Origin of the sequence: Glacieibacterium arshaanense (assembly GCF_004681125.1) — a bacterium.
Taxonomy (GTDB): Bacteria; Pseudomonadota; Alphaproteobacteria; order Sphingomonadales; family Sphingomonadaceae; genus Polymorphobacter_A; species Polymorphobacter_A arshaanense.
Genome location: NZ_SIHO01000001.1, coordinates 229,723 through 250,743, shown reverse-complemented (window position 1 = coordinate 250,743; position 21,021 = coordinate 229,723). Strand labels below are relative to the sequence as shown.

23 protein-coding genes are annotated in these 21,021 nt (G+C 64.8%); 9 read left to right on the top strand and 14 right to left on the bottom strand.

The annotated features are described in order from the left end of the window. Window positions 1–155 precede the first annotated feature (155 nt). Window positions 156–1,727 (top strand): helicase HerA-like domain-containing protein, encoded by a 1,572-nt coding sequence (locus EUV02_RS01160; protein ID WP_135244397.1) that lies wholly within the window; start codon window positions 156–158, stop codon window positions 1,725–1,727. A gap of 139 nt (window positions 1,728–1,866) precedes the next feature. Here EUV02_RS01160 and EUV02_RS01155 read toward each other — a convergent pair whose 3' ends face one another. The 10 genes from EUV02_RS01155 to murI form a co-directional block, all read right to left on the bottom strand. Then, window positions 1,867–2,313: a DUF3035 domain-containing protein gene (locus EUV02_RS01155; protein ID WP_135244396.1), complete on the bottom strand. Its 447-nt coding sequence runs from the start codon at window positions 2,311–2,313 to the stop codon at window positions 1,867–1,869. A 4-nt stretch (window positions 2,314–2,317) separates the two neighbouring features. After that, on the bottom strand, window positions 2,318–2,797 hold the full coding sequence (gene lspA, locus EUV02_RS01150) for a signal peptidase II (RefSeq protein WP_243445727.1): 480 nt from the start codon (window positions 2,795–2,797) through the stop codon (window positions 2,318–2,320). Then, window positions 2,794–5,736, bottom strand: coding sequence for an isoleucine--tRNA ligase (gene ileS / locus EUV02_RS01145; RefSeq protein ID WP_135244395.1), 2,943 nt, complete (start codon window positions 5,734–5,736; stop codon window positions 2,794–2,796). The genes lspA and ileS overlap by 4 nt, the downstream gene beginning before the upstream one ends. 57 nt (window positions 5,737–5,793) lie before the next feature. Continuing rightward, entirely contained in the window at window positions 5,794–6,714 is a 921-nt protein-coding gene (locus EUV02_RS01140) for an SDR family NAD(P)-dependent oxidoreductase (protein ID WP_135244394.1), read from the bottom strand. A gap of 32 nt (window positions 6,715–6,746) precedes the next feature. Beyond that, window positions 6,747–7,784, bottom strand: a complete 1,038-nt coding sequence (locus EUV02_RS01135; protein WP_135244393.1) for an NADP-dependent oxidoreductase — start codon at window positions 7,782–7,784, stop codon at window positions 6,747–6,749. A gap of 89 nt (window positions 7,785–7,873) precedes the next feature. Then, a complete protein-coding gene (locus EUV02_RS01130; protein WP_135244392.1) occupies window positions 7,874–8,251 on the bottom strand; it encodes a hypothetical protein in 378 nt (125 codons plus the stop codon). A gap of 94 nt (window positions 8,252–8,345) precedes the next feature. Then, window positions 8,346–9,395, bottom strand: coding sequence for an enoyl-CoA hydratase/isomerase family protein (locus EUV02_RS01125; RefSeq protein ID WP_135244391.1), 1,050 nt, complete (start codon window positions 9,393–9,395; stop codon window positions 8,346–8,348). Next, a complete protein-coding gene (locus EUV02_RS01120; RefSeq protein ID WP_135244390.1) occupies window positions 9,392–9,874 on the bottom strand; it encodes a PaaI family thioesterase in 483 nt (160 codons plus the stop codon). The genes EUV02_RS01125 and EUV02_RS01120 overlap by 4 nt, the downstream gene beginning before the upstream one ends. Window positions 9,875–9,896: 22 nt before the next feature. Then, entirely contained in the window at window positions 9,897–10,289 is a 393-nt protein-coding gene (locus EUV02_RS01115; RefSeq protein ID WP_135244389.1) for a hypothetical protein, read from the bottom strand. After that, on the bottom strand, window positions 10,286–11,077 hold the full coding sequence (gene murI / locus EUV02_RS01110; protein ID WP_135244388.1) for a glutamate racemase: 792 nt from the start codon (window positions 11,075–11,077) through the stop codon (window positions 10,286–10,288). The genes EUV02_RS01115 and murI overlap by 4 nt, the downstream gene beginning before the upstream one ends. A 135-nt stretch (window positions 11,078–11,212) precedes the next feature. Here murI and EUV02_RS01105 point away from each other — a divergent pair, with 135 nt between their 5' ends. The 4 genes from EUV02_RS01105 to EUV02_RS01090 all read left to right on the top strand — a co-directional run bounded on the left by EUV02_RS01105 (window position 11,213) and on the right by EUV02_RS01090 (window position 14,129). Next, window positions 11,213–11,581 carry a poly(R)-hydroxyalkanoic acid synthase subunit PhaE gene (locus tag EUV02_RS01105; RefSeq protein WP_135244387.1) on the top strand — a complete coding sequence of 123 codons (369 nt, stop codon included), beginning with the start codon at window positions 11,213–11,215 and terminating at the stop codon, window positions 11,579–11,581. After that, window positions 11,578–12,654 carry an alpha/beta fold hydrolase gene (locus EUV02_RS01100; RefSeq protein ID WP_135244386.1) on the top strand — a complete coding sequence of 359 codons (1,077 nt, stop codon included), beginning with the start codon at window positions 11,578–11,580 and terminating at the stop codon, window positions 12,652–12,654. Before EUV02_RS01105 ends, EUV02_RS01100 begins: the two co-directional genes overlap by 4 nt. Continuing rightward, a complete protein-coding gene (locus tag EUV02_RS01095) occupies window positions 12,651–13,232 on the top strand; it encodes a GNAT family N-acetyltransferase (RefSeq protein WP_135244385.1) in 582 nt (193 codons plus the stop codon). Before EUV02_RS01100 ends, EUV02_RS01095 begins: the two co-directional genes overlap by 4 nt. A gap of 105 nt (window positions 13,233–13,337) precedes the next feature. Further along, a complete protein-coding gene (locus EUV02_RS01090) occupies window positions 13,338–14,129 on the top strand; it encodes a lipase family alpha/beta hydrolase (RefSeq protein WP_135244384.1) in 792 nt (263 codons plus the stop codon). A 293-nt stretch (window positions 14,130–14,422) separates the two neighbouring features. On the opposite strand, the gene EUV02_RS01085 is transcribed toward EUV02_RS01090, so the two are convergent. From EUV02_RS01085 to EUV02_RS01070, 4 genes are all read right to left on the bottom strand, one after another. Then, a complete protein-coding gene (locus EUV02_RS01085) occupies window positions 14,423–14,755 on the bottom strand; it encodes a phasin family protein (protein ID WP_135244383.1) in 333 nt (110 codons plus the stop codon). Window positions 14,756–14,807: 52 nt separating this feature from the next. Continuing rightward, complete coding sequence (locus EUV02_RS01080; RefSeq protein ID WP_135244382.1) at window positions 14,808–15,752, bottom strand: alpha/beta fold hydrolase; 945 nt, start codon at window positions 15,750–15,752, stop codon at window positions 14,808–14,810. Between the two features lie 2 nt (window positions 15,753–15,754). After that, a complete protein-coding gene (locus EUV02_RS01075; RefSeq protein ID WP_135244381.1) occupies window positions 15,755–17,353 on the bottom strand; it encodes a WS/DGAT/MGAT family O-acyltransferase in 1,599 nt (532 codons plus the stop codon). A gap of 118 nt (window positions 17,354–17,471) precedes the next feature. Further along, window positions 17,472–17,693: a DUF2188 domain-containing protein gene (locus EUV02_RS01070; protein ID WP_135244380.1), complete on the bottom strand. Its 222-nt coding sequence runs from the start codon at window positions 17,691–17,693 to the stop codon at window positions 17,472–17,474. Window positions 17,694–17,850: 157 nt separating this feature from the next. On the opposite strand from EUV02_RS01070, the gene hemB reads away from it, so the two are divergent. Genes hemB through EUV02_RS01050 form a run of 4 tightly spaced genes read left to right on the top strand, consistent with a single transcriptional unit; the run spans window position 17,851 to window position 20,964 of the window. Beyond that, the gene (hemB, locus tag EUV02_RS01065) at window positions 17,851–18,843 is read left to right on the top strand and encodes a porphobilinogen synthase (RefSeq protein WP_135244379.1); all 993 of its coding nucleotides are present in this window, start codon (window positions 17,851–17,853) and stop codon (window positions 18,841–18,843) included. Beyond that, complete coding sequence (gene argC, locus EUV02_RS01060; protein ID WP_135244378.1) at window positions 18,840–19,877, top strand: N-acetyl-gamma-glutamyl-phosphate reductase; 1,038 nt, start codon at window positions 18,840–18,842, stop codon at window positions 19,875–19,877. The genes hemB and argC overlap by 4 nt, the downstream gene beginning before the upstream one ends. Beyond that, entirely contained in the window at window positions 19,874–20,398 is a 525-nt protein-coding gene (locus EUV02_RS01055; protein WP_135244377.1) for a GNAT family N-acetyltransferase, read from the top strand. The genes argC and EUV02_RS01055 overlap by 4 nt, the downstream gene beginning before the upstream one ends. Continuing rightward, window positions 20,395–20,964, top strand: a complete 570-nt coding sequence (locus EUV02_RS01050) for a GNAT family N-acetyltransferase (RefSeq protein ID WP_135244376.1) — start codon at window positions 20,395–20,397, stop codon at window positions 20,962–20,964. Before EUV02_RS01055 ends, EUV02_RS01050 begins: the two co-directional genes overlap by 4 nt. Window positions 20,965–21,021: the final 57 nt, after the last annotated feature.

Sequence of the window (21,021 nt, the reverse complement as noted above, 5' to 3'; positions counted from 1 at the left end):
ACATGACTTTCTAGCAAATCCTTAACATCGACGCTAAGACTATTTGAGCCAAACCATACATCACCTGCGGAGCTGCCGCGACCGGCGCCAAAGCTGTTGAAGCACCGCGCCGAACGCCCTAACGCTGACAGCTCAACCTGGCAGGGCAGAACAACATGGCCGACAGTATTTTCATCGGTAAGGGCGAAGAACATCCGCAGGCGCTAGTGCTGCGCCGCGCCAACCGCCACGGGCTGATTGCCGGCGCCACCGGCACAGGCAAGACAGTGACGCTGCAGACATTGGCCGAAGGTTTCAGCCGCGAAGGCGTGCCGGTGTTCCTTGCCGACGTGAAGGGCGACATTGCCGGCATGGCGATGATGGGCTCGCCGGAAGCGGCATGGACAAGCAAGCGCGCCGCGGAACTCGGCATCGAGGGCTTTGCTTTTGCCGACAACCCCGTGGTGTTCTGGGACCTATTTGGCCAGCAGGGCCACCCGGTGCGGACGACGATTTCGGAAATGGGACCGCTGTTGCTGGCGCGGTTGATGGGGCTCAACGAAACGCAGGAAGGCGTGCTGTCGGTGGCGTTCCGCTACGCCGACGAACAGGGGTTGATGCTGCTCGACCTCAAGGACTTGCAGGCGATGCTGAGTTACTGCGCCGACAACGCCGGCGAGCTCGCGTCGAAATACGGCAATGTCACCAAGGCCAGCGTCGGCACCATCCAGCGCCAGTTGCTGCAGCTCGAATCGCAGGGCGGTGCCAACTTCTTCGGTGAGCCGGCACTCGATATTGCCGATTTCATCGCGGTCGATGACAATGGTCGCGGGCAGGTCAACATCCTCGCCGCCGACAAGCTGATGCAGTCGCCGCGCCTCTATGCAACCTTCCTGCTCTGGCTGCTCAACGAACTGTTTACGACGCTACCCGAAGTCGGCGACCCGCCCAAGCCGAAGCTGGTGTTCTTCTTTGACGAGGCGCATCTGTTGTTCGACGAGGCGCCCAAGGCACTGCTCGACAAGATCGAGCAGGTCGTGCGGCTGGTGCGCTCGAAGGGTGTCGGCGTCTACTTCATCTCGCAGAACCCGATCGACATTCCCGAAAACGTCGCCGGCCAGCTCGGCAACCGCGTCCAGCACGCGCTGCGCGCCTTCACGCCGCGCGACCAGAAGGCGATCAAGGCGGCCGCCACCACCTTCCGCACCAACCCCAAGCTCAACGTCGAGACCGCGATAACCGAACTTAAGGTTGGCGAGGCGCTGGTGTCGCTGCTGATGGATGACGGCGCCCCCTCGCCCGTCGAACGCACGCTGATCGCGCCGCCACGCTCGCGGGTCGGGCCGATCACGCCGGCTGAACGCAAGGTAATGATCGACACCTCGGGCGTCGCCGGCAAGTATGAGGAAGTCGTCGACCGCGAAAGCGCGTACGAACTGCTCACCGCCAAGGCCGCCGAAAGCGCCGAAGCCGCGACCGCAGCAAAAACCGCTGACGCCGAAGCCAAGGCCGCTGCAGCCGCCGCCAAGGCCGAAGCGTTTGCGCAAAAGCAGGCGGCAGCACAGGAAGCCGCGCGCATCCGCGCCGAAGCCGCCGCCGAACGCGCCGCACGCAACGCGCCCAAATCGATGACCGAAAAAATGATGGAGTCGGCGGCGCGGTCGGCGGCAACGTCAGTCGGCCGCCAGCTTGGCGGCAAGGTCGGCGGGCAGTTGCTGCGCGGGTTGTTGGGGTCGCTATTCAAGTAGGCCGTTGAAGGGCCTCCGGCGGGCAGGGACTTGTCCCTGCACCCTTTTGCTTGTGACAGCCCAGCAGGAACCGCGCGGCTCGATGGTGCTCCCCGCAAACTTCAGGGTGCAGGGACAAGTCCCTGCCCGCCGGAGGCTCTTAGCCGCCCGTCGAAACGCTCGCGACAGCGGCGTTGGTGCTACCGGGGCGGGCGGCGAGCAGTTCCTGGACGAATGCGCCCTTGTCGACCATCGCCGCGTTGGTGGCGTCACCGGCGGTTGAACGCGCCGAAGGGTCGGGCTTGGTAGCGCCGGCCTTGTCAAGCAGCTGCTGTTCGCTCGCCGACTTCGGCGGCGGTTTGGCACCGGGGCCGAATAGCGCTTCGACGGCCTGCGTCTGCGAATCGGCACCGAGCGCGCGCGGGGCGCCGGGCTTGGGCGGGACGAGTGCGAAATCGGGCGGCACGACCAACGGCGCGTTGCGGCTGATCGCGAACTCGTCGGGCGAGTTGCTGTTCTTGTAGCTGGTCTTCTTGCAGCCCGTAACGCCCAGCGCGGCGAGCGCGACAACCGAAACCACCACAAACTTGTTCGAACCCAGGCGCATCACTCTACTCCTTGACCGGCTGCGCGTCGCGCGCCCACAGCGCACGTGCCAGCAGCACCATCACACCGCAGCTTATAGCGGCATCCGCGACATTGAAGACGTAAAAATGATGGTCGCGCCAATAGGCGTGGAAAAAATCGACGACATAGCCGTAGCGCGCGCGGTCGACGATGTTGCCGAGCGCGCCGCCGAGTACCAGCCCGAGCGCGAAAACGTCCCAGCGGTTCTTCTCGCGTGCGATCCACACCGCCACTGCAAGCGCGATTGCCAAGGTCGCAGCGACCAGCAGCCAGCGCATCTTGTCGGTTTCGGCGCGGAACAGCCCGGTCGAGACGCCGGTATTTTCGACCCAGGTCAGGTTGAAAACCGGCAGCAATTCCACGCTGCCCAGTGTCCGCAGATCGAGCACATAGGTCACCCAATATTTGCTGAGCTGGTCGAGAACGAAGACGACCGCGGCAACCGAGTAGCCAAAGGCTTTCACGCCACAACCTCGGCGCAGCGCCCACACAGGCCTGTATCCGCGGTGACGGGCAGGTGACGCCAGCAGCGATCACAACGCGGCAAATCGGTCGGCGCGGCAGTGACGCTGACACCTTCGGCAGCGGTTTCGACAGCGACGGTAGCGACGATGCAGATTTCGGCGAAATCCACGCCGGCGACCAGCGCGCGGTCCTCGGCGCTGGCGGCGGCAAAGGTCAGCGCCACCTGGTTGCTCGACCCGACAAGCTTTTCGCGGCGCATCGGCTCGATCGCGTTGGTGGCAAGCAGACGCAGTTCGCGCAGCCGGTTCCACTTGTGCGACACCGACCCGTCAAGCCAGTCGTCACCGACGGCTGCGAAGGTTTCGAGGTGGACGCTGGCCGCATCCGGATAGCGCGTCAGCCAGACTTCCTCGGCGGTGAATACCAGCACCGGCGCCAGCCACTTGGTCAGCGCGTCGAACAGCAAGTCGAGCACGGTGCGCGCGGCGCGGCGCTTGAGCGCTGTCGGCGCGTCGCAATACAGGCTGTCCTTGCGGATATCGAAGTAGAACGCCGACAGGTCATTGTTCACGAACGTCGAGACCGCCGCGATATAGGCGTTGAAATCGAAATCGGCGATGTTCTGGCGCAGCTGCGCATCGATTTCGGCGACACGGTGAAGCACCCAGCGTTCGAGCTCGGGCATGTCGGCTACGGCCAAACGTTCGCTTTCATCCCAGCCGTCGAGCGCGCCAAGCAGATAGCGGAAGGTGTTGCGCAGCTTGCGGTACTGGTCGGCGACGCCCTTGAGGATCTCGTCGCCGATGCGATGGTCTTCGGTAAAGTCCGAGGTCAGCGCCCACAGCCGGATGATATCGGCACCGCTGGTCTGCATCAGCTTGATCGGATCAGTGGTGTTGCCGACCGACTTCGACTGCTTGTAGCCCTTGCTGTCGAGCGTCATGCCGTGTGTCAGCACTGCCTTGTAGGGCGCGCGGCCGCGCGTCCCGCAGCTTTCCATCAGCGACGACTGGAACCAGCCGCGATGCTGGTCGGAGCCTTCGAGATAGAGGTCGGCGGGCCAGCTCAAGTCGGGCCAGCGCCCCGATTCGAGCACGAAGGCATGCGTGCAGCCGCTGTCGAACCAGACGTCCAGAATGTCGGTCTGGCGTTCGTAGTCGGCGAGGTCGTAGTGCGGGCCGAGCAGGTCTTGCGCGGTATCTGCGCTCCACACATCGACGCCCTTTTCGCGCACTGCGGCGACGATGCGCGCGTTGACGCCGGGGTCCTGCAGATAGGCGCCGGTCTTGCGGTTGACGAACAGCGTGATCGGCACGCCCCAAGCGCGCTGGCGCGAGATCACCCAGTCAGGGCGGCCTTCGACCATCGCGCGGATGCGGTTTTCGCCCTTTTCGGGGACCCAGCGCGTGTTGGCGATGGCGGTTAGCGCAGTTTCGCGCAAAGTCAGCCCTTCGAGCATCGGCTTGTCATGTTCGTCGGCGACCAGCCCGCCCTCGCCTTCCCAGCGGTTTTCCGACGTCGAGCGCTTGTCCATCGGAATGAACCACTGCGGCGTACAGCGGAAAATGACCTTCTTCTTCGAACGCCACGAATGCGGGTAGCTGTGCTGGTAATCGGCGCTGGCCGCCAGCAGCGCGCCGGCTTCGCGCAGGTCGCTGCAGATTGGGCCGTCGGGGGCGTTCAATTTCGGCGCGATGACATTGCCCTGCCCGCCAAGCCACAGCCAGTCGGCGCGATATTTGCCGTCACCCTCGACCGCGAACACCGGGTCGATGCCGTTGGCCTTGCACAGCAGGAAGTCGTCCTCGCCGTGGTCGGGCGCCATGTGGACGAGCCCGGTGCCGGTTTCGGTGGTGACGAAATCGCCGGCGAGGAACGGGCGCGGGCGCGCGAAAAAGCCGCCGAGGGCGTGCATCGGGTGGCGCGCGATAGTGCCAGCGAGTGCGGAGCCCTTGCAACCTCCAGCAACAAAAAGTTGAGTCGTCGCGTCGACCAATTCGGACACGTAGATGGACAATCGGTCCATGAGTTTTTCGGCAATCAGGAACGGCCCGACGCCGCACGGTTCCGGACGCGCCGCCATGGTCTCTGGGTCACCGCGTTCGAGCGCGGCGACATCCAGCCATTGACCATAGGATAGCACCTCGACCAAAACATAGTCGATGTCCGGCCCATAGGCGAGCGCCTGGTTGACCGGAATCGTCCACGGCGTTGTCGTCCAGATGACCGCCTTCGCGCCGACCAGTTGAGGGATCGGCGACTCGACAATCTCAAATGCCACATCGATCTGCGTCGAGGTGATGTCCTCATATTCAACCTCGGCCTCGGCCAAGGCGGTCTTTTCGACCGGCGACCACATCACCGGCTTTGAGCCGCGGTACAGCTGGCCGGTGGTGGCGAATTTGAGCAGTTCGGCGACGATGGTGGCTTCGGCTTCGAAGTCCATCGTTAGATAGGGGTTGTCCCAGTCGCCGTTGATGCCGAGGCGCTTCAATTGCTCGCGCTGGGCGTTGACCCAGCCCTGCGCATAGGCGCGGCATTCGGCGCGGAAGACGACCGGGTCGACCTCGTCCTTGTTCTTGCCCTGCGCGCGGTACTTTTCCTCGACCTTCCATTCGATCGGCAGGCCGTGGCAGTCCCAGCCCGGCACATACGGCGCGTCTTTGCCGAGCGACGATTGCGTGCGGCAGACGGTGTCCTTGAGGATGTGGTTGAGCGCGTGGCCGATGTGCATGTCGCCATTGGCGTAGGGCGGGCCGTCGTGGAGAATAAACTTCTCCTTGCCGCGGCGGCTGTCGCGCAGCGCCTGATACAGGTTCTCAGCCTGCCAGCGCGCCAGGATTGCCGGCTCCTTTTCGGGCAGGCCGGCTTTCATCGGAAAGTCGGTGCGCGGCAGGAAGACGCTGTTGCGATAATCGGGTTTTTCGGGACTGGTCATACGGCGGCGTGTCTAGCCACACCCGGGGGGATTTGTCGAGTGTGGCCGCAGGCCGCGTCAGGCGCTGCGGGTGGCGACCCAGCGCTCGTGGAACGCTGGCGCATAGGCGCCTTCGGGATCGGCGCGCACCATTTCATCGAGAATGCGCGCGTCATCGCCGACAAGGATGCGCCATTGCCCCGCCTTGACGGCATCGAGGATGATGGTGGCGGCCTGCGCGGCGCTGGTTGGCGCCGAATCGCGGAAACCGGCGTTGACGACCATCGCGAGCTGCGCATCGTCCATGCTCGCGGTGTCGAGCCCCTGCCGCGACAGCATCGTGCGGAAGTCGCGCGTACCGGGGTTGATCGCCATTGAATTGCCGGCGATCTCAGTGCCGATATGGCCGGGCATGACGACCGCCGCGCTGATGTGCGGCGCGTTGAGCCGCAGATCGGTAATCAGCGATTCGGTAAAGCCCTTCACCGCAAACTTCGCCGCCGCATAGGCGGTGTGCGAGGTTTCGGGGCCGATCGAGGCGTAGAAGCCGTTGACGCTCGACGTGTTGACGATATGGCCGCGCTCGGCGTTCATCAGCAACGGCAGGAAGGCGCGGACGCCGTGAACGACGCCGTAGAAGCAGATGTTGAAGGTGCGTTCCCAGCTGGCGCGATCACCCGCGACAAAGCTGCCGCCGCCCGCCACCCCGGCGTTGTTGAACAGCAAGTGGATGCGATCGGTGTCGAACGTTTTGCGCACGACATCGGCCCAGGCCATCATCTGATCCTCGATCGAGACATCAGCGACATAGCAATCGACCTGTGTGCCCTGTGGCGCCGATTCGAGGCACAGGCGGCGCGTTTCGGCCATGTTGTCGGCCGAGACATCACACATCGCGACGCTGCAGCCTTCGGCGACCAGCTGGCGCGCCAGTTCCCGCCCCATGCCGGTGCCGCCGCCGGTGATCACTGCAATCTTGCCGGCAAAATCGATGGTCATGTCTTGTTCCCCAATCGCGTCCGTCTTGTCGCCTAGACGCGCGGCAGCGGCAGTTCGGTTAGCTGCAACAATTGCTTGCCGACATTCTTGCCCTCGAACAACCGGCGCAGCGTGACCGGGCAGTTTTCGAAGCCGTGCTGGACATCCTCGATGGTCTTGAGCTTGCCCTGCGCCATCATCGTCGCCAGCGCCTGCACGCCTTCGGCAAAGCGCGGTGCATAATCGAGCACGATGAAACCGGTCATCGTCGCACGCATCACGGTGATGTTCATATAATTGAGCAGGCCAGCCGACCGATTGTCGCTGGTGTCGTTGTACGACGAAATGCCGCCGCACAGGATGATGCGGGCGCGCATCGCGAGGTTGGCGAGCGCGGCATCGAGGATTTCTCCGCCGACGTTCTCAAACACTATGTTGACGCCCTTGGGCGCCAGTTCCTTGATGCGGCGCGCGACATTGCCTTCGCGGTAGTCGATGCAGGCATCCGCCCCTGCGACATCGGTGACAAAGGCGCATTTCGACGCGCCGCCGGCGATGCCGATGACCTTGCACCCCAGCGCCTTGGCAACCTGCACCACCACCGAACCGGTGGCGCCGGCGGCGCCCGACACCAGTACGGTGTCGCCGGGCTGCGGCTTGCCGAGGTCGGTGAGGCCAAAATACGCCGTCAGCCCGGTGATGCCGAACACGCCGAGTGCCTGTTCGGGCGTCACGCCGGCATGCACGACCGCGACCGGCCCGGTTTCGGTCATGCCGTTCGACACGACATATTCCTGCCAGCCGAAGGTGCCCTGCACGAGTTGGCCGACTTTGAACTTCGGGTGATTCGAGGCGATGACCTGGCCGATGGCGCCGGCGCGGACGGGATCGCCAATCTTGACCGCGGGCAGATAGGTATCGCCGCCGAGCCAGCCGCGCTGCGTCGGGTCGAACGACAGATGCGTGACGCGGACGAGGAATTCGCCGTCGCCGGGCTGCGGCACGGGGCCGCTGTCGAGCGTGAAGTCGCTGTCCTTGACGGCGCCGACAGGGCGCGACGCGAGCAGCCAGCGGCGGTTGGTGTCAGTCATATTGATCTCCCCAAATTTTGCAGGAGACTAGCGCGCCAATCGGCAAAGCGCGACGGTCAATTCGCGCTGCGCGCAATTGCCGCCGGAATTCAGGCTTCGGGGAGCTGGAGCGGCGGCGTCGATTTGCGCGGCAGCCAGCGCTGCGCGAACAGCGCTGCGCCCATGAAGCCCGGCAGCAGCGCCGTCTGGATCAGCAAGGTCCGCGACGCCGGATCGCCAATCAGCCCCGCGACAGCGAGTGCAGCGCCCATCGCCATGCCGAGCAAGCCGATGGTTTCGCTGCGGACGCCGGTTGCGGGCGCGCCTAGCCGCGCCGCGACGGTGCCAAGGCTTTCGGGACTGGTGCGCGCGGTTTCACGCAAAGTACGCATGGTCATGATGCGGACAGTGCCGGCAACGAGCATCCAGACGATGCCGACGATCGATGCGAAAACCGCAAGCGGGATGAGTGAGTCTTCCAAAAGCATGACGAACCTCGACGTTGTGTGTTGTTAGAATAATACACAACGTCGACGTACGTCAACCGGCGCCTTTTCAGACCGTCGGCCTCACGACCCCGGTTCAATCGAAGCGCAGGTCGCCGCCATCGGGTTCGCGCAAATAGCTTTCGACCAGTGCGTCATCGACTTCGGCGAGCGTCGCCGGCGACCATTTCGGCGATTTGTCCTTGTCGACGAGCTGGGCGCGGACGCCTTCGAAGAAGTCGTGCTGGTGCTTGATGGCGCAGACCATGCGGTATTCGTTCTGCAGCGCTTCTTCGATCGAGGCGTGGCGGCCCATGCGCAGGCCCGCGAGGCTGAGCTTGCACGACGTCGGCGACATCTTGGCAATGATTGCGTGTTGCGCCAGCGCCCAGTCGTCACCGCCCGCCAGCGACTCCATGATGGCTTCGACGCTGTCGTGGGCGAAGTGATAGTCGATCGCGTCGCGCAGCGCTTCGAGCGTGGTTTCGCCGGCCGGTGCATCGAGCGTCGCGAGGATTTGGTCGACAGGCTCCTCACCCTTGGCTAACAATTCGCGCAGCAGCGGCAGGCGGTCGGACGGGATGTAATGCGTCGCGATGCCAGCATAGACGCAGTCGGCGCCTTTAAGCCGCGCGCCGGTCAGCGCCAGCCAGGTACCGATGAACCCCGGCAGCCGCGCCAGGGCATGCGTGCCGCCAACATCGGGGATCAGGCCAATGCCGGTTTCAGGCATCGCGAACAGCGTGCGCTCGGTGGCGACGCGGTAGCGGCCGTGGATCGACAGGCCGACGCCGCCGCCCATGGTGACGCCGTCGAGCAGCGCGACATAGTCGTCGGGATAGACCGCGACTGTCTGGTTCATGCGGTATTCGTCGTAGAAGAATTTTTCGAAATCGGGGCTGCCGGCGCGGCCCAGATGATAGAGCCCGACGACATCGCCACCCGCGCAGAACGCCCGGTCGCCGGCGCCGTCGATGACGACGACGCTGACGTTGGCATCGCCAATGCTGTCATACAGCGCGGCCTGAATGATATCGCACATCGCCTTGTTGAGCGCGTTGAGCGCGGCGGGACGATTGAGCGTGATGAACAGCGCGCGGCCTTCGCGGCGGGTCAGGACTTCGGGTTCGGCGGGGGTGTGGGTCATTGGGCTTCTCCTGTGCCGCCGGTCGGGGTGGCGGTCGGCGGGACCAGATTGGCCTCGCCCATGCGCATCGGGCTGGCGCTGGTGCTGAGGCGCGCCAGCACCTTGCCGTTTTCGTCGAACATATCGGCTTCCATGAAGGCAACGCGCTTGCCGAGCTTGATGCAGCGGCCTTCGACGCGCAACGGCTTGCCGGCGCGCGCCGGGCCGAAGAAGCTGACCTTGAGCTCGATGGTCGGCACCGCGATGCGCTCGCCCGAGTGGATGATCGCCGCATAGGCCGCGGCGTCATCGAGCATCGCCGTGACGAAGCCGCCCTGGACGCTGCCCATCGGGTTGCAGAACTCGGGGCGTGGTTCGAAGGTCATCAGCACGCGCCCGGCCTTTGAGTCGACTTCGAGAATGTTCATGCCGAGCAAGCGCGCCGAAGGCGACATCCGGGCATTCATCGTGTCGCGCAGCTGGTCGTCGGTCATCGGCATAGGTGGTGGTCCTGCATTATCGTCACTTGGTATCATTCGGCGGCGCAACGTCCGCCACGAACAGGCTGGCGACAAACCCCAGCACCGATACTGCAAACGCTACACCCACCAGCGCCGTCAAGGTTCCCAACGCAAAATTGCCGGGATTTTCTGCTGCCGGCGCGAAGACCTTGCCGAAGAAGCTGCCGTAGAGCATCCCGGCGCAGACGCCCCACGCGCCGGTGAACAGTGCGCGGCGCTGCCAGCCGCCCCGCGCCACTGCAATCGCCGCGCAGATCAGCAGCGTCCCCATCAGCATATCGTCGAGCCACGCCGTCGGCGTGCGACCGGCGCCCCATGACCGATAGGCCTCGCCGATGATCAGCGACCCGCCGAGCAGGATGGCGACGATGCGGAGGCGTTGCAGGCCGCTCACAGGATCTCGGTCCGTTCAAGGCCGTAGCGGGCCAGTGCCGGTGCCAGCGCCGCGACTTCAGGCGCGTCGCGCGTGAACACCGCAACGCCCGGCGAGCGTGTCGCAGGCCATTCAGCGGCCTTCAGCAGCGTGACGACACGCCGCGCGATGCCAGCACCGCCATCGACAAACGTCAATGGCCGCGGGGCCGCCGCGGCCAGTTCATCGGCCACCAGCGGGAAATGCGTGCAGGCGAGCACCACGGTATCGACAGCGTCGCCACCGGGCTGATCGAGCAGCCCGGCGAGTTCGGCGGCAAAGGCGGCGCGGTCGGGGGCTTCGCCGCGCAGCTTGGCTTCGGCGAGTTGTACCAGTGCCGCACTGCCGTGACGCAGCACGCGGCAATCGGCGGCGAACTCGGCCGACAAGCGGTCGACATAGGGCTGGCGCACCGTGGCCTGCGTGCCGAGCACGCCGATGGTGCGGGTGACCGAGGCTTCGGCGGCTGGCTTGATGGCGGGCACGGTGCCGACCACTGGCAGATCGAGCGCGGCGCGAACCGTCGCGAGCGCGATGGTCGAGGCGGTGTTGCAGGCGATGACCACCAGTTGCGGCTTGTAGCGTTCGACCAGCCGCCCGAGCAGTGCCGGCACGCGCGCGTTGATTTCGGCTTCGGTCTTGGTGCCGTACGGGAAGCCGGCATTGTCGGCGACATAGACCAATGGCGCGGTCGGCAGTGCGGCCGCGACCGGCGCCAGCACCGACAAGCCACCGACGCCGGAATCGAAAAACAGGATGGGGGCGGTCATGGCGCGCAACCTAGTCGCCGCATTCAAACAAACCAAGCATTTCGGGGCGGAAACGGCTGCTTTCTGGTGTGGACAAGCTGCAAGGCGCAGTGCAGTCTGCTGCAACACTCCATCAAGGAGGCAGGGGAGGCTCGGTTGAGCGACGCGAAACTACCCGATCCGGCGGCGATGCTGCGCGACATGCTTGGGCAGTGGGAGAAGACGTCGAACGAAGCCATGACGCAACTCATGGCGACCAACGAATTCGGCCGCGCGATGAGCCAGATGACGACGATGTCGCTTGAGGCAAAGAACAATTTCAGCGAGATTTTCGGCAAGGTGCTCACCGGCATGAACCTGCCGAGCCGCGACGAATTGCTGACGGTGGCGACGCAGATCCGCGACGTCGATGCACGGCTCGACCGGATCGAGGCGCTGCTGGTCAAGTTGACCGGCGCCAGCCCGGTCGCCGAGCGACCGGCCATTCCGCGCCCGCCGCGTACCCGCAAGCCGGTCAAGTCATGAGCAGCGCACCGACTGAGGAAAGTGTTGCGGCGCGCGTTACCGCAACGGTGGAACGCGCCATCCAGCGCAACATCAAGGGCCTCGAATATTTCGGCTCCGCCGCACCCGTGGTCGGCGCCTGCGAGCGCGACCTGATCCATTCGCGCGGCACGATGCTGCTCTATCACTACCGGCCGCTCGCCGACGAAATCTACCGCATCCCCGTGCTGCTGGTGATGGCGACGTCGAGCCGCGGCTATATCCTTGACCTGGCGCCGGGGCAGAGCTTCGTCGAGTTCCTGTTGAAGCGCGGCTACGACGTCTACATGCTCGACTGGGCGCCCCCGACGGCAGCCGAAAAGACGCTCGACCTCAACACCTACGTCAACGACTTCATTCCCGATTGTATCGAGAAGGTGCAGGCCGACAGCGGCGAGACTGATGTCACGCTCGCGGCTTATTGCATGGGCGGCGTGCTGTCGACGATGTACATGGCGCTCAACCCCGACGGGCCGGTGGTCAATTTCGTGTGCTTCACGACGCCGATCAACTGGCACGGCATGGGGTTATTCTCGTCGTTTTCGGACAAGCGCTGGTTCGATGTCGACCGGCTAGTCGATTCATTGGGCAATGTGCCGCCCGAAGTCGTCGTCGCCTCGTTCGACATGCTGCGCCCGGTGTCGCGCATCGCCGGCAACATCCGGCTGTGGGACAATATGTGGAACGACGAGGCGGTGAAGGCATATCGCCGGCTCGAACGCTGGGGCAATGACACGCTGCCGCTCGCGGGCGAATATTTCCGCGACACCACCAAAAAACTGATGTGGGAAAACGGCCTGGTCGAGCGCACGCTCGAGGTCGGTGGCCGGCGGGTCGATATTGGCAATATCAAGGTACCGTTCCTGCATGTCGTCGCCGAGCACGACCATATCGTGCCGTATGAAGCGTCGAGCCCACTGGTCAAGATGGTCGGTTCGACCGACAAGGAGGAAGTCATTCTCAAGGGTGGACATGTCAGCCTGGTGGCTGGCGCCAATGCGCAGAAGCGGCTGTGGCCGCGCCTCGACCAATGGTTGCAGGAGCGCTCGCTATGAGCCGCGAATACCCGCGCACAATTGACTGCGGCGGCGTTGCCGTCGAACTGCGGCGCTTCCTGCCCGCCGACGAAACCGCGGTACTGGCGTTTGCCAAGGCGCTGCCACAGCACGATTTGTTGTTCATCAACCGCGACATCACTCATCCGCGCGTCATCAAGGCGTGGCTGGCCGAAATCGCCGAAGGCACGATCAGCACCATCATCGCCGTGGCCGACGGCAAGGTCGTCGGCTGCTGCGCGGTGGTGTCCGATGCATTGTCATGGTCGCCGCATGTCGGTGAAATCCGCGTGCTGGTCGCCACCGAGATGCGCGACCGCGGGCTCGGCCGGACGCTGGCACAGGAGGCGCTGGTCGAAGGCATCGGGCGCGGGCTGACCAAGCTGACGGTGCAGATGACGATCGACCAGCGCGGCGCCATTGCGGTGTTCGAAGGTCTGGGCTTTCGCGGCGAGGCATTGCTCAAGGAGCAGGTCAAGTCGCGCGACGGCACGCTGCACGACATCGCCGTACTCAGCCACGACGTCGCGCAGGTCAGCGCACAGCAGTCGCTGTTCGGGCTCGACAACCTCGCCTGAGCCGCTGCGACGTATCGCGCCTTGGCTTCCTGCGAGGAACAAACCTACCCGCTGTGCATTGTACAGGTATCCGGCAAGTGCCGTGACCGTTGGAGAAGAGTGAAGATGGCAAGCCGTCCGATTGAAGACATCAAGGCGCCGCACCGGTTGCTGAGTCTGACCGAGTTGCCGCGCGCCTTGGCGGAACTATCGGCATTGCCGCTAGCGGCACCGCTGCTGGCGCATGCGCCGAACGGTGATGGCCATCCGGTGCTGGTCATCCCCGGCTTTACCGCCAGCGACCGCTCGACCGGCGTGCTGCGACGTTTCCTGACGCGGCTGGGCTATGACGCGCACACCTGGGATCTGGGGCGCAACCTCGGCCCGCGCTCGATCGGTGTCGACGGGCGCCACCTGGCGGCGCGGCTCGATGAAATCCATGACCGCACCGGTCTCACTATCAGCCTGGTCGGCTGGAGCCTTGGCGGCGTCATGGCGCGGCAATTGTCGCGCGCGGCGCCGCACGCCGTTCGCCAAGTCATCACGCTCGGCAGCCCGTTCACCGGCAATCCGCTCGCCTCCCCGGTGGCCAAGCTTTACGAGCGCGTGACCGGCAACCGCATCGCCACGAAGCGGATGCAGTTCGATCTCGCCGAAAGCCGCACGCCGCCGCCGGTGCCATCGACGGCAATCTACACACGCGGCGACGGTGTCGTGCCGTGGGAGAATTGCGTCGAGCCCGAAAGCCCGACCACAGACAACATCGAAGTGCACGGCAGCCACTGCGGGCTCGGCATCAATCCGGCAGTGCTCTACGCCATCGCCGACCGGCTGGCGCAGCCCGAAGGCGCGTGGAAGCCGTTCGATCGGACGCTGCTGCGGTCGGCCATCTACCCGTCGTCGGGCCACCTGCACTAGGCCCGAAGTTTACAATCTGTACGAAGATTCGGGCGTTCGCGAAGTTTACAGTCCGGGGCGAACAAGACGTTTAAGGGCCTCCGGCCGGCAGGCCTGAGGCCTGCACCCAACTTCTGCCGGTGCTGCAGCTGCGAACGCCCATTGTGGTTCACGGAAATCAATCGGGTGCAGGCCTCAGGCCTGCCCGCCGGAGGCCCTTATTGCCTGCACTCAACAGGCATCGCACCATATAACCTATTTGGCGCAAATTGTCAATCAAGGCGGCAGGACCAATCAGCCCTGCCCCCCTCGCGCTACTTGCCCTTCTTGCCGGTCAGCGGCTCGATTGCCGCGCGACCGAAGCTGGCGATCAGCTCGCCGACTTCGCGGGCCTGTTCGACACTGCGTGCCGCCTGCTCGCGGACGAAGCTGGCCTGAATTTCCATGACCTGCTTTAGGTTTTCGGCTGAGGATGCCGCACGCATCGCAGCGAAAGCCTCCATGGCATTCTTTTCGGCATGGTCGAGAACCTTGCGGTTCACCGATGCGCTGTTTTCCATCATTTTTTCACCGGCGGCGCGGACTTGCTCACCGGCCTTTTTGACGGGTTCGATGATGCGGTCGGCCATGCTCTTGTCGTCTGCCATGATCTGCTCCTGTTATGTCGGGATGAATACGCGAACTGTACGGACTTGAAACCTATTGCGCGGCCTGCGGCTGCCGGATGGCGGCATCGGCCTGATGCGCATGGCCGGCAATCAGCGCTACCATGTGTTGGACTTCGCCGGGCGGCAGATCATGCGCCATTTTCTCGATGATCTCCAGCCGCGCACCGGGGATGCTCGCGGCAGTGTGGATGCCGCATGCCAGCGGCACCAGCTTGTCGGCGGCGCCGTGGATGACCAAAGTCGGCGCAGTCACCGACTTGAGGCGCTCGACGCGGCTGCCGTCAGCGATGATCGCCAGCAACTGTCGGCGTGCGCCCATCGGGTTGTAGCCGCGATCAATTGCGGCTGCCGCCATCGCCTTGACCTCGGCATCCGAACGCAGCGGGTCGGGATAGGCAATCAGCTTGATGGTTTCGACCGAGGCGGCAATCTTGGCTTCGCGGCTGGCAGTCTTTGCCGGCCGGCTGAGCAGGCGCTTGCGGATATCGCCGTTCGGCCCCGGCAGGTCACGCGCCCCGCTCGACGACATGATCGACGTCAGGCTGCGCACGCGCGTCGGGTGCTGCACCGCCACCAGCTGCGAAATCATGCCGCCCATCGACGCGCCGACGATATGCACATCGGCAATGCCCAGCGCATCGAGCAAGGCCACCGCGTCATCGGCCATATCCGACAGCTGATAGGCAATGCGCGGCCGCAGCCCGATCTTGGCGCCGGCAAGATAGAGCAAAGGATGCGGCGCCGGTGTCGCGTGCAGATGCGTTGATTCGCCGATATCGCGGTTGTCGTAGCGGATGACGCGGAAGCCTTGCGCCAGCAGGCCGTCGATCAGCGGTTCGGGCCAGGCAATAGCCTGCGTCCCCAGCCCCATGACGAGCAGGATGACCGGCGCATCGCGCGGCCCGCGGTCATCGACGGCAAACGCCAGCCCGTTGGCGCGAACCTGCGTGAATGGATTGGCGGCGGGTGCGGCCATGGTCAGTTGATATCCTTGCCCGGCTTGAATGTCGGCTTGCGCGGCCCGGTGATACCCGGTTTCGCCGAAGCGGTCTTCGGCGCGGTTGCCGCAGCCTTTTTGGGCGCAGCTTTCTTGGCTGCCGGCTTCCTGGCAGCCGCCTTCGCCGGTGCAGGCTTGGCCGCCGCCGCAAGCGATGCGTCGGGGTTCTGCGCGGCGGCCAGCAGTTCGTCGAACGACGCCTGCAGGCAGTCGGCAAAGAACTGCGGGTCGGGAATCATGTTGCGGTCGGAGGTGAATGAAATCGCGATGGTATCGCCGTAGCTGTAGACTGGCAGGATCATCCCCATGCCGTCGAAGATCGGCCCGGTGCCCATCTGCACGACCAGCCGCGCGCCAGCCATATACAGCGGCACGCGCGGCCCCGGCACGTTGGTGACGACGCAGTTGAACGGCTGGTCGACCTGGTTCGCCAGCCCGAGCCGCGTGTAAAGCCGCGCCCCCAGCCCGGCGAGCGCCGACGGCATGAACTTGCTATATTCGCTCAGAGTTTTCGCACCAACGGCGTTAGTCATCGCCTTCGAATTCTTGGCCGATGCGTGCACTGCCTTCAGGCGTTCGACCGGATCTGCGATATCTGTACCGAGCGACACGATCATCGCCGACACCAGATTGCCCATCGCACCCTTTTCGCCTTCGGCGCGCACCGAAATCGGCGCCATCGCCTGCATAGGATCGGCAGGCAGTTCGCCCTTGCTGTCGAGGTATTTGTGAAACGCCCCGCCGACGACGGTGAGCATGACGTCATTGACCGTCGCGCCGTCGAGCAGCGTCCGCATGACCTTGACGTCGCGCAGCGAGAACGCCCGGCCCTCGAAGACGCGGTGCGCGCCGACCTTGCCGCTGATCCGTGTGCGCGGTGCCGCCTTCATGCCGGCCAGCGAGACTTCGCCCTTGGTCACCGATGCACCGAGCTTGGCCAGCCCCGGCACCGACTGTGCGACAACCTGCGCCAGCCGAAGAGGCTGGCCGATGCTGTTGATATAGCTGCGGAACAGCAGTTCGCCGACACCCGGCCGCGCGTCGGGCTTCCACGGCTTTTCAACCGCCGGCGGCGGCGAACCAGGCTCAAGGCTGTGGATGCCCGAGGTCATATCGACGCCCGACATGCCGTCGATAGCCGCATGGTGGACCTTCGACAGCAACGCGAAGCTGCCCTTGGGCAGCCCGGGAATATTGTCCAGACCTTCGATGATGGTGAACTCCCAGAGCGGCTTCGACATATCTAGCGCGCGGGCATGGATGCGCGCCGCAAGGATGCACAATTGCCGCCAGTCACCCGGCGCCGGCAGCGCGATGTGACGAACATGAAATTCGAGATCGAAATCGGGGTCTTCGATCCAATAAGGGTGATCAAGGTTGCCCGGCACCTGCACCAGTCGCTGGCGGAAGCTGCGCGCGGTGTGCAGCCGCGCTTCGATGTGCGCCAGAATGTCCTTGTAGCGCACCAGCCCGTTCGGCGCCGTCGATGGGTCATAAATTGCCAGCGAGCCGATGTGCATCGGCGTATTCGGCGTCTCCATATAGACGAACGACGCATCTGTGGCGCTGAGTTGCTGCATGACCTGTCTCCCCTGCTGCTACGGCCATTATCGCAAGACCGCTGGCATCCGGTTCAAAGGGCTAGCAAATCGAATCGGGCACCTCCAGTTGCCGCATACGTCAACCTATGAGCTTGAGTTATGCTGCGGCGTCGGCGCTATTCCATTCGACGCGGAATCCACCGTTGGCGGTCTCGACCACGACGCGCGTATCAAAACCGGCGGCGACCGCAGCTTCGGCGGTCGTGCGGGCTGCAGCGACGGCAGCCGCCTCGGTCGGGTAGCGGTCGAACAACTGGCCGTTGTGCGAAATCCGCCACTGATTGCCGTCGATCACTACTGCGTAAAGCGCGTTTGCCATGTCGGACTCCTGTTGTTGTACCCCGATATAGGTGTGCGTTCGCCAGATGACAGGGGCACGCCAGTTGACGTCCATTACGAAGCTTTGCGGTGAATCGTCGGTGCCGGCCCAAAGCTGTGCAGATGACAAAGCCCGGGCAAGGCGCTAGGTCGAAGCCATGACTCATGCAGCCTATCCCGCCCTTCGCCTCCGCCGCACGCGTGCCGCCGCCTGGTCGCGCGCCATGGTCGCCGAAAACCGCCTGTCGCCGGCCGACCTGATCTGGCCGCTGTTCGTCACTGGCGGGCGCGACAACCGCGAACCCATCGCCTCGATGCCCGGCGTCGAACGGCTGTCGGTCGATTTGCTGGCGGCAGCGGCCAAGGAAGCCGCGGCGCTGGGTATCCCGTGCCTCGCGCTGTTCCCCAACACGCCCGCGTCGGCGCGCAGCGATGACGGCCGCGAGGCGCTCAACCCCGACAATCTGATGTGCCGGGCGATTGCCGCGATCAAGGCGGCGGTGCCCGAAATCGGCGTGCTCACCGATGTCGCGCTCGACCCCTATACCAGCCACGGCCATGACGGCGTGCTCGATGCAGAGGCGCGGATTCTGAACGACGAAAGCGTCGAAATCCTCGTCGGCCAGTCGCTCAACCAGGCGCGTGCCGGTGCCGACATCATCGCGCCGAGCGACATGATGGACGGCCGCGTCGGCGCCATCCGCGCGGCGCTCGAGGGCGAAAACTTCACCAACGTCCAGATCATGTCGTACGCTGCCAAATACGCCAGCGCCTTCTACGGCCCGTTCCGCGACGCGGTCGGCTCGGGTGGCTATTTGAAGGGCGACAAGAAGACCTATCAGATGGACTATGCCAATTCGGGCGAGGCGTTGCGCGAAGTGGCGCTCGACCTGGCCGAGGGTGCCGACAGCGTTATGGTCAAGCCCGGCTTGCCCTATCTCGACATCGTGCGCCGCGTGAAGGACAGCTTCAACGTACCTGTGTTCGCCTACCAAGTGAGCGGCGAATACGCGATGATCGAGGCCGCGGTCGCGGCGAACGTGCTCGACCGCGACAAGGCGATGATCGAGACGCTGACCGCGTTCAAGCGCGCCGGTTGCTCGGGCGTGCTGACCTACTTCGCACGTGATGCCGCGCGGTTGCTGGGATGACCAAACCTATCCGCATCGCCGTGCTTGGCGCATCGGGCTACACCGGCGCCGATCTCGTGCGGCTGGCGCTGACGCATCCGCGCATCGAAATCGCAGCGCTTTCGGCGAATGCCAAGGCGGGGCAGACGATGGCGCAGGTCTGGCCGCATTTCGCGCCCTATCCACGGCTGCCGGCGCTGGTGCGGGCCGAGGAAATTGACTGGGCGGGGATCGACGCGGTGTTCGGCTGCCTGCCGCATGCGGCGTCGGCGGAACTGCTGAGCCAGGTCAAAGGCCCGAAGATCATCGATTTGTCGGCGGATTTCCGGCTCAAGGATGCTGCGACCTATGCCGATTGGTACGGCGGCGCACACCCGGCACCGGCACTGTTGCCAGGAGCGGTTTATGGGCTGACCGAATATGCGCGCATGGCCTTGGCGGAAACGACGATTGCCGCCTGCCCCGGCTGCTACCCCACCGCAGTGCTGCTCGGGCTATTGCCGCTGGTCGAGGCCGGGCTGATCGGCATCGACCGCATCACTATCAACGCGCTTTCGGGCGTGTCGGGCGCTGGCCGCAGCCTGAAGGAGGCCAATTTGTTTCCCGAAGTGGCGGAGGCGGTGCATCCTTACGGCATCGGCCATCACCGCCACATGCCCGAAATCGAGCAGGAACTGAGCTTGCGCGCCGGCGCGCCGGTCATCATCAGTTTCACGCCGCACCTGGTCCCGATGAATCGCGGCGAGCTGGTGACGATGATCGTCGAGACCAAGGCCTCGGTCGCCGAGCTGCGCGAAGCGTTCGTCGGCCGCTATATCGACGAGCCGTTCGTGCATCTACTGCCCGAAGGCGTGGCGCCGGCAACGCGGATGGTGCGCGGGTCGAACCATTGCGTACTCAACGTCTTTGCCGACCGCGTGCCCGGCCGCGCCATCGTCATTGCAGCAATCGACAATCTGGTGAAGGGATCGAGCGGCCAGGCCATCCAGAACTTCAACCTGATGTTTGGCCTGCCCGAGACGACGGGGCTCGAAGCCGCACCGCTGTTCCCGTGATCGAGACAGCGCGGCTGCGCATCCGGCCGTGGCGCGACAGCGACCGCGCGCCGTTCGCCGAAATGGGACGGGACGCCGAGGTGATGCGCTATCTCGGCCCGCCGCTGAGCCGCGAGGACAGTGACGCCGCGATCGACCGCATGAATGTCGCACAGGCGGCGCACGGCTTTTGCTTTTGGGCGCTCGAACAAAAGGCCGACGGTGCGTTCATCGGCTTTTGCGGCCTGCTGCCGGTGAGGTTCGATGCTGTGCCGGCGGGCAGCATCGAGGCCGGCTGGCGTTTGCGACGCGCATCTTGGGGCCAAGGGTACGCCACCGAGGCCGCACGGGCGTCGCTTGGCTGGGGATTCGCCCTCGGCATCGAAAGCATCATCGCCTTCACCACGGTCGCCAACCTGCCGTCGCAGCGCGTCATGCAACGCACCGGCATGGTACGGCGGGCCGATCTCGATTTCCATCACCCCAGGCTCGCCGCCGATGACCCACTGCGGCCGCACGTCGTTTATGAGGCCACGCCATGACCTATACGCCCATCGTCACCGAGCGGCTGATCCTCGCCAACTGGACGCCGGCGTATCGCGACGCGGCCACCGTGATGAACGCCGACGCGCATGTCATGCGGCATTTTCTGGCGCCGCTGTCGCGCGAGGAGACCGATGCGCAGGTCGACCGGCAGGAAGCCGCGCTGGCGCTGCGGGGCTATTGCTTCTGGCCGATCGTGCGGCGCAGCGACGGCGTATTTCTCGGCATCTGCGGGCTAAAGGACGGTGCGCCCGACACGCCGATCGAAGGCGAAGTCGAAATCGGCTGGCGCTTCGACCGGCACGGCTGGGGCCAAGGCTATGCCACCGAAGCTGCCCGCGCCGCGCTGGTGCATGGCTTCGCCGACCCGGCGGTCAACCGCATCGCCGCGATCACTACGCTAGCCAACCGCGAATCGTGGCGGGTCATGGAACGGCTCGGCATGACGCGCGATCTCGGCGCCGATTTCGACCACCCGATGATGCCTGTCGGCCACCCCGGCCGCCCGCACATCACGCATTACATCACGCGCGCGCAGTTCGACGCCTCCGGCAGGCAGGCGTGACGCCTACACCCGCTTGCGGGGCTCACTTCAATCGGGTGCAGGCGTCGCGCCTGCCCG

Coding starts and splice junctions, on each gene's coding strand:
- EUV02_RS01160 (WP_135244397.1), top strand. CDS start 156: ATGGCCGACAGTATTTTCATCGGTAAGGGCGAAGAACATCCGCAGGCG.
- EUV02_RS01155 (WP_135244396.1), bottom strand. CDS start 2,313: ATGCGCCTGGGTTCGAACAAGTTTGTGGTGGTTTCGGTTGTCGCGCTC.
- ileS (WP_135244395.1), bottom strand. CDS start 5,736: ATGACCAGTCCCGAAAAACCCGATTATCGCAACAGCGTCTTCCTGCCG.
- EUV02_RS01140 (WP_135244394.1), bottom strand. CDS start 6,714: ATGACCATCGATTTTGCCGGCAAGATTGCAGTGATCACCGGCGGCGGC.
- EUV02_RS01135 (WP_135244393.1), bottom strand. CDS start 7,784: ATGACTGACACCAACCGCCGCTGGCTGCTCGCGTCGCGCCCTGTCGGC.
- EUV02_RS01130 (WP_135244392.1), bottom strand. CDS start 8,251: ATGCTTTTGGAAGACTCACTCATCCCGCTTGCGGTTTTCGCATCGATC.
- EUV02_RS01125 (WP_135244391.1), bottom strand. CDS start 9,395: ATGACCCACACCCCCGCCGAACCCGAAGTCCTGACCCGCCGCGAAGGC.
- EUV02_RS01120 (WP_135244390.1), bottom strand. CDS start 9,874: ATGCCGATGACCGACGACCAGCTGCGCGACACGATGAATGCCCGGATG.
- murI (WP_135244388.1), bottom strand. CDS start 11,077: ATGACCGCCCCCATCCTGTTTTTCGATTCCGGCGTCGGTGGCTTGTCG.
- EUV02_RS01100 (WP_135244386.1), top strand. CDS start 11,578: ATGAGCAGCGCACCGACTGAGGAAAGTGTTGCGGCGCGCGTTACCGCA.
- EUV02_RS01095 (WP_135244385.1), top strand. CDS start 12,651: ATGAGCCGCGAATACCCGCGCACAATTGACTGCGGCGGCGTTGCCGTC.
- EUV02_RS01090 (WP_135244384.1), top strand. CDS start 13,338: ATGGCAAGCCGTCCGATTGAAGACATCAAGGCGCCGCACCGGTTGCTG.
- EUV02_RS01085 (WP_135244383.1), bottom strand. CDS start 14,755: ATGGCAGACGACAAGAGCATGGCCGACCGCATCATCGAACCCGTCAAA.
- EUV02_RS01080 (WP_135244382.1), bottom strand. CDS start 15,752: ATGGCCGCACCCGCCGCCAATCCATTCACGCAGGTTCGCGCCAACGGG.
- EUV02_RS01075 (WP_135244381.1), bottom strand. CDS start 17,353: ATGCAGCAACTCAGCGCCACAGATGCGTCGTTCGTCTATATGGAGACG.
- EUV02_RS01070 (WP_135244380.1), bottom strand. CDS start 17,693: ATGGCAAACGCGCTTTACGCAGTAGTGATCGACGGCAATCAGTGGCGG.
- hemB (WP_135244379.1), top strand. CDS start 17,851: ATGACTCATGCAGCCTATCCCGCCCTTCGCCTCCGCCGCACGCGTGCC.
- argC (WP_135244378.1), top strand. CDS start 18,840: ATGACCAAACCTATCCGCATCGCCGTGCTTGGCGCATCGGGCTACACC.
- EUV02_RS01050 (WP_135244376.1), top strand. CDS start 20,395: ATGACCTATACGCCCATCGTCACCGAGCGGCTGATCCTCGCCAACTGG.